The sequence below is a fragment of the Streptococcus huangxiaojuni genome (genome assembly GCF_040930515.1).
In the GTDB taxonomy this organism is placed as follows: Bacteria; Bacillota; Bacilli; order Lactobacillales; family Streptococcaceae; genus Streptococcus; species Streptococcus huangxiaojuni.
The window spans coordinates 1-12286 of record NZ_JBFQEG010000038.1 but is presented as its reverse complement, the minus strand read 5'-3'; the positions used below and the strand labels follow the sequence as shown (position 1 = coordinate 12286).

Below are 12286 nucleotides of genomic sequence, written 5' to 3'. Positions count from 1 at the left end.
GAGTTAAGTGACGCTAGCCTAGGGGATACACCTGTACCCATGCCGACCACAGTCGTTAAGCCCTAGCACGCCGGAAGTAGTTGGGGGTTTCCCCCTGCGAGATAAGGGAGTTGCTTAGCTAAATTCCGCCATAGCTCAGTTGGTAGTAGCGCATGACTGTTAATCATGATGTCGTAGGTTCGAGTCCTACTGGCGGAGTAGTATAGAATTGAAAAAAGCTGAGACAAGAGAGTCTCAGCTTTTTTTGATATGTAAATCCCAGATGATCTCCTTTCTGCGAACAATAACGTTCTAGCCAGCAGAGATAGGAGGTGCACCATCCACTGGATGATGCACCTCCTATCTCTATTTTTCACTGATATCTATAAATTTTAGTTATGCTATGCCATAACTAAAATAAAGTATGCAGGTTCGTAACAAGATGGTAAGATAGTAGCAACCTAAAAGATATAGGGGGGCAGAGGATTGTCAGATACTTTTTATCAAAAATTAACGGCTGTTCGTCATTATATTCATCAACATCCGGAAGTTTCTGAAAATGAATATGAAACAACTGCTTATATCAAGGAGCATCTTAGAAATCTTGGTATTAAGCCTCTAGATTATCCGCTTAAAACAGGAGTGATCGCTGAGATTGGCTATGGGGAACCTGTTATTGCTTTGAGGGCTGATATAGATGCCTTGCCCATTCACGAGAAGACAAATCTTGATTACGCTAGTCATAACGGAGCGATGCACGCATGCGGACACGATTTTCATCAAACAAGTCTGCTGGGAGTAGCAGAAGTTTTGAAACAGAAGGAGGCAGAGTTAAAGGGGACTGTACGTCTCATTTTTCAGCCGGCAGAAGAAAATTTTCAAGGTGGGCATCAGGTGATTGCTGCTGGAGGTATTGAGGGTGTATCAGCTATTGTTGGTTATCACAATAATCCTCATTTGAAACCAGGTCAGCTTGGTTTACGATCAGGTGCTATTATGGCCGGTGTTGAACAGTTTAAAGTTACTGTCAGAGGTGTTAGTGCACATGCAGCAAGGCCTGATTTGGGTATCGATACTGTTTTAGTTATTACGACAATTGTCAATAATTTGCAAAGCATTGTATCAAGGGCAGTGTCTCCGTTCCAGTCAGCAGTGCTGTCAGTGACACACATCGATGTTGGCAACACATGGAATGTTCTGCCTGCTAAAGGTTTCTTTGAAGGAACAATCAGAACATTCGACCCTGATATCCGCTTGTCAGTTGTCGATAAGTTTACCAAAATGGTTCAGACTACAGCAGAGCAATTTGGAGCAGACGTTGAGATTGTTTGGGGAAATTCTCCTAGGGTGACCTTTAATGACACAACAATAACGCCCTTAATCTTTGAAAATTCTAAGAAGTTTGCTGAGGTTATCGAAACATTGCCATCAACAGGAGGAGAAGATTTCGCGGCTTATCAGGAAAAAATTCCTGGGGTGTTTGCTTTTGTAGGTTCAAACGGGGAGGACGGTGCACCAGACTGGCATCATGATGATTTTATCGTGCGTGATGAAGCCTTGCCAGTTGCTGTTCATTATTTTGTTGAAAGTGCTCTTTATTTATTGGAGTATTATGGTTAATCGTTTTTAGAAAGCAGGAATATATGAAAAGACGGAAGAATCAAAAAAGGCTTTATACCATTATCGCAGCAATTATTGTGGTTATTATAGTAGCAGTAGCTTGGTTTGCTGCTCAAAACAACACGAGTCAGTCAACAACAGCTTCATCGTCCAAAAACAAGAGTTTGACCTACGGATTTGGAGGTGATCCTGTGTCGCTGAACCCAATCAATTCAAATGACCTCTGGGGATTGAAGACTATTAATATGATTTATTCTCCATTATCTAGAACCAATAACGATGGAACGGTCACTTATGAATTGGCAACTGATATTGAACAATCGGAAGATGGTAAAACCATCACAGTAAAACTGCGTGATGATGTCAAATGGTCAGATGGCGAAGATTTCACTGCTGATGATGTTGTCTTCACTTACACTGAAAAAGCCAAGAAAGAAAATGGAAAATACGAAAGTCTTTGGATCGGTGATGAACCACTATCCGTTGAAAAACTGGACGATTACACTGTCCAGTTCAACCTTCCAAGTGCCAGCGCTGCAGCGGTGAATAATATTACCAATGAAACTTATATCATTCCAGAGCATGTTTATAATGATATTTCTGATTTCTCTGTCAATGATTTGGGTGTTTATCCAACGGTCGGGACCGGTCCTTATGTTTTGGGAAGCTACACATCAGGCAGCGGTCTTAAATTGACAGCTAATAAGTACTACTATGGTGGTGATGTCAATGTGTATACTATTGACGTTAAGATTATTTCTAACTCAGATACACTCAAAGTAGCTCTTCAAAATGGTGAAGTTGGTATTGCCTCTATCTCATCAACGGATATTGCTGACTTGAGAAATAGTGATGTGACATCATATACGTATTCAGCGGGTGGTATTAACTACCTTGGCATTAACTCTGAAATTATCACTGATAGCCGTATCCGACAAGCGATTTTTTATGCTTTGGATCGTGATGAAATCAATACAGGTGTCTTCGACTCTAAGGATTACTATCTTGAAGCTAAATCATTCTTACCAAGCGACAATGCTTCCTACTATAAGAAAACACCAAGCTACGCACAAAATATTGAAAAAGCTAAGGAACTCTTGGAGGAAGCAGGCGCCTCTGACTTGACCTTTACATTGGCTTATGATTCTTCAAATGATATTTTTGTTAAAGAAGCAGCTATTATTCAAGAAGAACTGTCAGAGATTGGTGTGACTGTTAACCTTGAAGGTGGTGATGGTGATACTATTTTGGCTGAATTGAAGACTGACGGTACTACCAAATACCCGCTCTTCCTTCGTTCATATAGTATGGGTAACGATCCTGACACTTACAAACGTCTTTTCCAAACTGGCGGTGCTTCAAACTACTTCAAGTTAGCAAACAGCGATATTGATGCCTTCTTTGCAGAAGGTGCAACAACACTTGACGAAGACGACCGTAAAGAAGTTTACAATGCGTTACAAACAGAATTGGCTGACCAAGCGGTTATCTACCCGATTTCTTCTGATAAGGGGATTATTACAGCTAATAACCGTGTGACTGGCATTGAAACGGAAAATCTATACCCAATTTATACCTTTGGTGACTGGGCTGAATTGGACGTAAAATGATTGATAGTTGGGCTGAGAATAGAGCTGTTCTCAGCCTTTTGGATAATAGGAGAAAAACTATGTGGAAATACATTGGTAAGCGACTGTTACAGGCAATTCCCCTGTTGCTTATTATTTCCTTTATTGTCTTTGCCTTAATTCAGATTGCTCCCTTTGATGTCGTGGATACACTAACAACACCTAACATGACACAAGAGCAAATTGATTTATTACGTGAGAAAAATGGTCTCAATGATCCTTTCTTGGTTCAATATGTGCATTGGCTACTCAACGTATTGCGAGGAGACTTTGGAAATTCTTTGATTACACAGTCAAATATTTCGTCAGAATTGGCAGTTAAAATTCCAAATACGTTGATGATTGTCATACCAGCCTATGTGACTTCTCTCGTTTTAGCTAGTGTCTTAGGATTGGTTGCGGCTGCTAATAAAGGACATTTCTGGGATAAATTTGTCAATGCGCTTGCTTCAATCGGTATGGGAACGCCTACTTTCTGGTTTGGGATGCTTTTGATATATCTATTTGGTTATAAGCTCAATTGGTTACCTATTACTGGCATGCATTCAAGTGGACAAGAAGGGAATATGTTAGATTTACTCAAACATCTTATTTTACCTTATCTAACTTTGATTATTGCCTATTTTCCAGAATTACTGCGATATATTCGCTCGTCAGCAATTGAACAGGTTGGAGAAGATTATGTGACAGTTCAGCGGGCTTTTCATGCTAATCAGTCAGAGATTTTTAGTCATCATGTTTTGCGGAATATTTGGATTCCCATTGTGACACGCATTGGACAGGCTTTACCGATGTTTGTAACTGGTGCCATTATTTCGGAAAATATTTATGGATGGCCTGGTATTGGAACTTATTTGACTAGCGCTACTAGCAATCTTGATTACCCTATCATCATGGCCGTTTTGCTGATTTCATCAAACTTGGTTATTTCAGGTAATCTTTTATCCGATATTCTTTATTTTGTCGTCGATCCTCGTATTAGAAAGGCTGGTGCCAAATGAAAATACAACTTGCTAAAATTTGGCGGGCGATTCTCTCTTCGCGTCTTAATGCTTTCTCTTTCTTCTTTCTTTTGTTTTTGATTATTTTGTCTGTTGCTGCACCGCTATTTCCATTTAGCCCGACGGCGACAGATGTGACAAATGTTTGGCAAGGTCCTAGTTTATCGCATTGGTTTGGGACGGATGATTTGGGACGTGATTACTTTATTCGCGTTATCTACGGAGGCTGCGTTTCACTCATTGTTGCCATATCAGCTATGCTGGCATCAACTCTTATTGGAACCTTAGTTGGTGTGCTGTCTGGCTATTTTGGCGGTTGGGTAGACAATATTCTCATGCGTCTGGTCGAAATTCTCTCATCAATTCCTTGGTTGGTTCTGGTCATTGTTTTGAGTGTCTTTTTACGACCTGGTTTAACCACGATTATTATTGTTATTGGTGGCTTTTCATGGATGGGGATTTCTCGTCTTATCCGTGCTGAAATACTTTCGGTTAAAAATCGAGAATATGTGATTTATAGTGAGTTTATTGGTGAGAGTAGAACAAAGATTATTTTACGTCATATTATTCCAAATATCTTACCAACATTGATTGTAGCGGCGACTAACAGTATATCGAGCGCCATTATGACGGAATCGGCTTTATCTTTCTTGGGAATGGGAATTCAATACCCTATGTCATCTTGGGGGAGTTTGCTCCAAAATGCACAAAGCAGCTTACAGCGTGCACCACATATGGCGATTTTACCAGGGGTATTTATATTATTGACCATTTATTCCATTAACAATTTAAGTGAAGTTTTCAAATCATATATTCAAAGGGAGATATAAGATGACAGAGACCATTGTAGATGTAAAAGGTCTGACGGTAACGTATCATCAGAGAGGACATGAGAATCTTCAGCTAGTTAAGGGCATTGATTTTCAAGTTCCTAAAGGTTCTATTGTCGGTATTATTGGCGAATCAGGTTCAGGTAAAAGTATTTCTATGAAATCAATCATGGGTATCTTGCCAGAAAAAATTAACGCACAGTTTGAAACTTTTACTTTCCAAGGTGAGATAGTTACAGATGCTGCCCAACTTCCTATTGCCATGATTTTTCAGGATCCGATGACTTCGCTTAATCCCTTGCGCAAGATTTCTTACCATCTAGCAGAGATTATTTTTAGAAACGACGACGAGATCAGCGATGAAGATGCTGAAAAATTAGCAGTAACTATTTTGACTAAAGTCGGAATCACAGAACCTAAAAAGCGTTTGAATCAGTATCCATTTGAATTATCTGGAGGGATGCGTCAACGGATTATGATCGCTATGGCTTTAGTGGCGAAACCAGAATTATTGATTGCAGATGAACCCACAACAGCGCTGGACGTAACCATCCAAGCTCAAATTCTTAGTTTACTCAAAAAACTACAGTTGGATACTAATTTATCTATTATTTTAGTTAGCCATGATTTTGGTGTTATTGCTGGTATGTGCGATTATGTCAAGGTGATGTACCAAGGGCGTGTGGTGGAAGAAGGAACTGTGGAAGATATTTTCTACTCGCCGCAGCATACTTATACGAAAAAATTATTGAAAGCAGCAGACCTAGATAGTGACGACCAAATTGTCTATAATGATGAACAAGACAACAAAACTTGGTCCTTTATAGAGGTCAATGAGACACATCGCTACTTAGAAGAGGAATGACATGGTTGAAAATATTATTGAGATAGAAGGAGTTAGCAAGGCTTTTAAAAGTGGAAAACGACAGCAAGATAAGATTTCGGTGACTGCTGTCGACAATCTCAGTCTTTCTATTCGCAAAGGTGAGACCTTAGGTTTGGTTGGAGAATCGGGCTCTGGGAAGACCACTTTGGGGCGCATTATTTTAGGGTTAGAAAGCATTGATAATGGTCAAGTTTTTTTTGAGGGGAAGAGTATTCATGATTTGTCAGTCAAAGAAAAACGTCAGATAGCCAGCCAGCTGCAAATTATTTTTCAAGATCCTTACTCTGCTCTCAATCCGCGAATGACTGCGCTGGAGCTGGTTCAAGAACCGTTACGGGGACTGCGCAAAGAAGAAGCCAGAGAAAAAGCAGTTGCTATTCTAAGGTTAGTTGGCATTGAGGGGGAGGCTGTGCAAAAATTACCACGCGAATTTTCAGGTGGTCAGCGTCAGAGAATCGGTATTGCACGAGCAGTGGTTAATCATCCTGACTTTATTGTCTGTGATGAGCCAACCTCAGCTCTTGATGTGTCTATTCAGTCACAAATTTTGAATCTGCTCAAAGATTTACAAGCAGAATTAAATTTGTCTTACTTGTTCATTTCACACGATTTGTCTGTTGTTCGTCATATTTCAGACCGTATTGCAGTACTCTATCGTGGAAAACTGGTGGAAATTGCGCCTGCTGAACATCTCTTTAGTCATCCTCAACATGCCTACTCCAAATACTTATTAGCAGCAAAACCCGAACTAGATCCTAGATTAGCTAAAGAAAAGCTATTACAAATAGACGATTCTATCCAAAAATTTGATTTATCTGATGATTATGAATGGCGGCAGTTTGGTGAGGACCACTTTGTTCGTGTAGATAAGGAGGCCAGTCATGCCTAAAGTTCTTATTGGCATTTCAGCAAATGAAAAACCAGTAGCACCTGATTTACCAATCATACATCTTTCGTCATCTCGTAATTTTGCTGACGGTGTAAAAAAGGCAGGCGGTTTACCCGTTTATTTGCCAGTCAGTACGGAAGACGAAGCTAAAGATTACATGGCTGCTATTGATGCTTTGCTGCTGACGGGTGGGCAGGATGTTCATCCAAGTTTTTATGGTCAAGAACGTCAGACGGAAAAAAATGATTATGACATTAACCGTGATCGTTTTGAATTAGCCTTGATAAAAGAAGCTTTGGCACAACGGAAGCCTATTCTGGCAGTTTGCCGTGGGATGCAACTCCTAAATGTTGCTTTAGGAGGAACGCTTAACCAAGAAATTTCCAGCCATGCACTAGGTTCACCACTGCAGCTTGCCCACCAGATAGAAGCGGTAGAAGGCAGTGACCTATCGCGCCTATTTATCTCTGGAGGATCTGTCAATTCAGAACATCATCAATCCTTAGACAAACTGGGACAAAATTTAGTTGTTACAGCGCGTGATCCACGAGATGGGACGATTGAAGCAGTTGAACTTCCTAATTATCCTTTATTAGCTGTCCAATGGCATCCAGAATTTCTTATTGACCAATCGGTAAGTGACCAATCGCTGTTTGATGATCTGGTTGAAAAAGCTAAAGCCGCTAAACAAGTTTAGTATTACTATTTCAAAAGTTCTTGCTTTGAGAATTTTTGAATTTGAAACCTGCAAGTCGAGAGCATTTGTCCAATAATCCGACATTTATTTTTTTTGACACAAGACGAGCAACGCCTGATTTATGCGCATCGCAATGTTCAAGTTGAAATTCAGTATTTGCAGGATTATCTCATCGCTCCCATTAAACTAGCAGGTCAAGCAACTTTTCAAACAGACTTAGACCACTGATCTCATCAGATTTCAGATGCTTTTGAGCTCATCGATCAATGTTTGGGGCTGTCACCTTACTTAGTTGGCAATCAGGTATCAGAAGCTGATAAATTGCTCTATCAGACTTTGTTGCGCCTTGATCACATTGATTACTATTTAAGCAAGATCAACTTTGCTAAAAGTTTTGATTACGAACACCTCAAAACTTATGTAACCAAACTTTTCAGTTGCCAGAGATTGCCGATAGCATTGATATTGTGACGGAAAAGAAAACCGCTTTTCTATCTTTGTTAAAGGATCATAACCCCTATCGCCTTATTTTTCATGGTCCAAAAGGCAGTGAAGGTTTCTCATAATAGACGAAAGAGGCCCAATATAAGCTTCTTTTAGGTTTTAATCGGCTGTCTGACCTTCAGCAGTAGCAATTTGATAAAGGGCATCTAAATAAATTTCTAGCCCCTTAAAGAGGTCGTCAAGTTCGATATACTCGTTAGGTTGGTGCAGCGTTGCTGGTTTACCCAGAAAAGCTGGCCCAAAGGTCATACCCCGTTCAAAAATACGACTGTAGGTAATACCACCAATCGCTAGCGGTGGTGATTGGTCATTTGTGTGTTTACGATAGGTTTCTAGGAGGATCTTTGTTTCAGGATTGTCAATATTAGAGTAACTAGGTAACTTATGTGAGATGACGGTAGCAGCTATATTGTGCTGTTTAGCTACTTGACTTAGTTTTTGATAATGTATCTCAAAATCATAACTAGCTGGATAACGCAGATTGAGCCCGATTTTAGCCTTGCCTTCCTCAATGGTCACAAAGGCTGTGTTAATAGTCACATTACCCAACTTGCTATCGTTAAAATCTATGCCAAAAGACTGACCTGTAAAGTCATCAAAGAGATAGTGATTGATAAATTTAAAAAAATTGTTTGCGGACTCGTCCCAAGTTAAGTTTGTCAAGAAATGGGTGAGATGAAGCACCGCATTGGTTCCGCCAGAGGGACTAGCGGCATGTGCAGAATGACCAAATATCTTCAGATGTTGATAGTCCTCAGTTTTTGCAAAATGTCCTTTGAGTCCGTATTGTTCCAGGAAGGCAGAGAAATCATTTTCTAAGTCTGCATGGTAAACTAATTTGGCACTGGCAAAATCAGGAACAACATTGTAGGCGGAGCCGCTTTTGAACTCTACTAAGTTTTCGGAATGAAGGTCCTTAGTTAAATCAATAGAAATAACACCTTTTTCTGCATAAATCAGAGGGAAGATGCCGTCAGGAACAATTCCATAGTTAGGCATTTCTTCTTTAGTAAAATAATAGTGAACACCTCTCCAATCATTTTCTTCGTCAGTACCATAGATGAGTCGAATGCGTTGATTCCATGTCACTCCTAGATCTTTAAGAATTTTTATGGCATAGTAAGCCAGTAGTGCTGGACCTTTATCATCTAAAGCTCCCCGGGCATATAGCCGATTATTCTTAATAGTAGGAATAAAAGGATTGGTCTTCCACTGACTAGGGTCGGCGGGAACAACATCCAGATGACTGAGAATCCCCAGTAATTTATCTCCCTGTCCAATCTCTAAATGGCCTGCATAGTGGTCAACATCTTTGGCTGTAAAGCCGTCACGCTTGCCCAGCTCTAGAATATAGTCTAAAGCCTCTTGAATAGAGGTTCCAAAGGGAGCATCAGCCGAAGCCGTTTTTAAATTTTTGACTGAAGGAATGCGGAGCAGACCATCTAAATCTGTTAGCAGTTCTTCTTTATATGGTTTGATAACTTTTGCCCAATTTATCATAAGCGATTGACCTCCTAATAATTTTTTATCATATTACCTTAAAAATAAGAAGAAGACCAGTCTTTGAGCTATTAAAAAAAATTATGAATAGCTATAAAAAAGATAGATTATGCAGACTTATGAGGTGATGGTAAGATAGTTGTACTTAATAAAACCTTTAGGGGGAATGGCAATGGAGAAAAAAGTAAAATGGCTTGTTTCTATTATCGCAGTGGTATTAGTGGGGGTATTGATTTTTAATAAACTAACGAAAAAGACTGGTGAAACCAAGTCCGACTCTAGTGAAAAAAATATAGTTGTTGCGGCAACAAGTGGGTCACCCAAACCATTTACTTACGAGGAAGACGGTGAACTAACTGGACAAAATATTGAATTAATCAAAGCTGTTTTTGAAAAACTGCCTCAGTACAAACTAAAAATCGTCAAAGTTGAATTCTCATCCATATTTTCGGGTCTGACCTCTGGGCGCTATCACATTGCAGTGAATAATTTAGCTAAAAATGAAGAGCGTGAAAAGAATTATCTTTTTACAGATCCAATTTTTAAAAATGCTTACGTCGTTATTTTTAAAAACGGCAGTGATAAAACTAAAGCAGCTGATGAATGGTCGGATTTAGCTGGTTTATCGACAGTTGGGTCATCAGGTGTAAATTCAACGACAGCAATTGAAGAATATAATAAAGCGAACCCAGATAGTACGATTGAACTCAATTATTCTTCTGAGGATTTAAAATCACAGCTTGAGGGAGTTGAAAGTGGTAAATATGATTTTCTCGTTATGGATAAACCGATGTTCGAATACTATCAAAAAGAATATAATTTGGATTTAACGGGTAAAATGATTAGCGGAGATTTGTCTTCAGCCTTAATGTCTGAACCATACAGTTATTTTGTGGTCGGAAAAGAAGAAACGCAACTAGCAGAGGATATTAATACTGCGCTTAAAGAAATCGTTGAAGACGGAACTTCTAAACAGATTAACGAAAAGTATTTTGATGAAGATTATTCACCAACTTATGATAACTAGGAGATTGTTATGACTTTTAAATATACAATTGAAACAGATTCGGATAAGGTGGATTTTCAACAGGTTGCTGATGTTTTGCATTCAGCAGGGCTTGCTAGCAATACAGATGTCAAGCAAACTGAAAAGTCTTTCCGTAACAGCGATATCACTGTTTATATTAAGGATAGAAATAAAGTGATTGGGGTTGGACGTGCTTTGACCGATTTTGTTTCACAAGGAGCAATTTATAATGTCGCTGTTAATGCGGACTACCAAGGTCAGCATATTGGGCATACAATTATAACAACTCTGTTGGAAAAAATGAAAGGAATTAATATTATCCTCTATACACATCCGCAAACACTGACTTTATATGAGAAATACGGCTTCAGGCGGAGCAAAACAGCCTTTGCTTATTTTGACCATGGAACACCTGAAAGTTTGCAATGGATGGAAGATGAAGGGTTCTTTTTACCGGAAAATTATCGTTTTGATAGTGAGAAAGGACGGTATTAGCATGAAAAAACTTTTAAAATCCCTTTTGATTTACGAAGATGATGCGCGTTCAATGATATATCGCTTAACAAGCCTGCAGGCAAATGGATATTTAGAAGATATTTCATTTCTATTTTTAGAAGAAAGAGAAAGCAGGGAAGGGCTATGACGACAGAGTTTGTTAGCAAAGAAGTAGATAATTCAGGACATTTTAAACGCCAAAAAACAAGATTTACAACTCCTTTTGGAAAAGAAGAGGGGCAGTTACCTGTTGAGAAGAACCGTTATAGGTTAATCGTTTCGTATGCTTGTCCTTGGGCACATAGACAGTTAATTGCTTTAAAACTATTAGGGCTGGAAAATGTTATTAGCGTAGGTGTCGTTAATCCTATTCGCCCTGTAGGTGTTAATCGAACAGACTGGGAGTTCAGTTTGGGCGAAAATAAAACAGATCCTGTTCTGGGTGTCCATTATTTAAGCGAATTGTATTTAAAAACTGATTCTTCTTATCAAGGGCGCTTTACTGTTCCAGCCGTGGTAGATTTACAGACAGAAAAAGTCGTTAATAACGACTTTTATCATTTGTTGAAAATTTGGGAAACGGATTGGGCGCCATTTCATAGTACAGAAGCTCCTGACCTTTATCCAGAGGAATTACGTGATGATATTGATATTTTGAATGACATTATTTTTCATGATATTAACAATGGTGTTTACAAAGCAGGCTTTGCTACGAGTCAAAAAGCTTATGAAGAAGCCTATGATAACTTATTTCAACGGTTGGATGAAATAGAAGAAAGATTAGCCCACAGTCGATATCTATTCGGTGAGCGGGTAACGGATTCTGATATTCGACTTTACGTGTCTCTGGTTCGTTTTGATATTGCCTACTATAATGGTTTTCGCTGTAATCGCAATCGTTTAATTGATTTTCCCAATCTTTGGGGCTATGCGCGTGACCTTTATCAGCAAGAAGCTTTTAAAGAGACAACCAATTTTGACCATATCAAAAAACACTATCATCTAAGTGCTATCGATAATCCCCATCAAATTTTACCCAAAGGTCCCGATTTAAGCACTTGGAATTTGCCGCATGACCGTGCTAGTTGTCACTATATTTAATTAAAGTCTAGTGGTAAAAAGTCAAGATAAAGTTGTCAAAACTTTAGTTGACATTCAGTAAACTAGGGCGCACTAAAAACACCTAGCGAAAAATGACATTTTTCGCTAGCTTGACCAAGGACATGTGCA

At 39.2% G+C, this 12286-nt stretch carries 13 protein-coding genes, 1 tRNA gene and 1 rRNA gene; 14 read left to right on the top strand and 1 reads right to left on the bottom strand.

Annotated features, from left to right (window positions below; all coding sequences use genetic code 11):
• Nucleotides 1–3 precede the first annotated feature (3 nt).
• The 10 genes from rrf (at nucleotide 4) to AB3329_RS11255 (ending at nucleotide 8001) form a co-directional block, all read left to right on the top strand.
• Nucleotides 4–119, top strand: a 5S ribosomal RNA gene (rrf, locus tag AB3329_RS11300).
• 5 nt (nucleotides 120–124) lie between these two features.
• Nucleotides 125–198, top strand: a tRNA-Asn gene (locus AB3329_RS11295).
• Nucleotides 199–465: 267 nt separating this feature from the next.
• Complete coding sequence (locus AB3329_RS11290) at nucleotides 466–1599, top strand: amidohydrolase (protein ID WP_368396248.1); 1134 nt, start codon at nucleotides 466–468, stop codon at nucleotides 1597–1599.
• Nucleotides 1600–1622: 23 nt separating this feature from the next.
• Nucleotides 1623–3209, top strand: coding sequence for an ABC transporter substrate-binding protein (locus AB3329_RS11285; protein WP_368396246.1), 1587 nt, complete (start codon nucleotides 1623–1625; stop codon nucleotides 3207–3209).
• A gap of 59 nt (nucleotides 3210–3268) precedes the next feature.
• Nucleotides 3269–4228: an ABC transporter permease gene (locus AB3329_RS11280; protein ID WP_368396245.1), complete on the top strand. Its 960-nt coding sequence runs from the start codon at nucleotides 3269–3271 to the stop codon at nucleotides 4226–4228.
• Nucleotides 4225–5058: an ABC transporter permease gene (locus tag AB3329_RS11275; RefSeq protein ID WP_368396244.1), complete on the top strand. Its 834-nt coding sequence runs from the start codon at nucleotides 4225–4227 to the stop codon at nucleotides 5056–5058. The genes AB3329_RS11280 and AB3329_RS11275 overlap by 4 nt, the downstream gene beginning before the upstream one ends.
• Nucleotide 5059: 1 nt before the next feature.
• Entirely contained in the window at nucleotides 5060–5923 is an 864-nt protein-coding gene (locus AB3329_RS11270; protein ID WP_368396243.1) for an ABC transporter ATP-binding protein, read from the top strand.
• A 1-nt stretch (nucleotide 5924) separates the two neighbouring features.
• Complete coding sequence (locus AB3329_RS11265; RefSeq protein ID WP_368396242.1) at nucleotides 5925–6833, top strand: ATP-binding cassette domain-containing protein; 909 nt, start codon at nucleotides 5925–5927, stop codon at nucleotides 6831–6833.
• On the top strand, nucleotides 6826–7530 hold the full coding sequence (locus AB3329_RS11260) for a gamma-glutamyl-gamma-aminobutyrate hydrolase family protein (RefSeq protein WP_368396241.1): 705 nt from the start codon (nucleotides 6826–6828) through the stop codon (nucleotides 7528–7530). The genes AB3329_RS11265 and AB3329_RS11260 overlap by 8 nt, the downstream gene beginning before the upstream one ends.
• Nucleotides 7531–7767: 237 nt before the next feature.
• Complete coding sequence (locus tag AB3329_RS11255) at nucleotides 7768–8001, top strand: glutathione binding-like protein (RefSeq protein ID WP_368396249.1); 234 nt, start codon at nucleotides 7768–7770, stop codon at nucleotides 7999–8001.
• Between the two features lie 132 nt (nucleotides 8002–8133).
• On the opposite strand, the gene pepV is transcribed toward AB3329_RS11255, so the two are convergent.
• On the bottom strand, nucleotides 8134–9534 hold the full coding sequence (pepV, locus tag AB3329_RS11250; protein ID WP_368396239.1) for a dipeptidase PepV: 1401 nt from the start codon (nucleotides 9532–9534) through the stop codon (nucleotides 8134–8136).
• Nucleotides 9535–9706: 172 nt separating this feature from the next.
• On the opposite strand from pepV, the gene AB3329_RS11245 reads away from it, so the two are divergent.
• Genes AB3329_RS11245 through AB3329_RS11230 form a run of 4 tightly spaced genes read left to right on the top strand, consistent with a single transcriptional unit; the run spans nucleotide 9707 to nucleotide 12157 of the window.
• Nucleotides 9707–10561, top strand: a complete 855-nt coding sequence (locus tag AB3329_RS11245; RefSeq protein WP_368396237.1) for a transporter substrate-binding domain-containing protein — start codon at nucleotides 9707–9709, stop codon at nucleotides 10559–10561.
• 9 nt (nucleotides 10562–10570) lie between these two features.
• Nucleotides 10571–11056, top strand: coding sequence for a GNAT family N-acetyltransferase (locus AB3329_RS11240; protein WP_368396236.1), 486 nt, complete (start codon nucleotides 10571–10573; stop codon nucleotides 11054–11056).
• 1 nt (nucleotide 11057) lies between these two features.
• Nucleotides 11058–11204: a ribosome-binding factor A gene (locus AB3329_RS11235; RefSeq protein WP_368396235.1), complete on the top strand. Its 147-nt coding sequence runs from the start codon at nucleotides 11058–11060 to the stop codon at nucleotides 11202–11204.
• Nucleotides 11201–12157, top strand: a complete 957-nt coding sequence (locus tag AB3329_RS11230) for a glutathione S-transferase family protein (protein WP_368396233.1) — start codon at nucleotides 11201–11203, stop codon at nucleotides 12155–12157. Before AB3329_RS11235 ends, AB3329_RS11230 begins: the two co-directional genes overlap by 4 nt.
• The last annotated feature ends 129 nt before the right edge of the window (nucleotides 12158–12286 follow it).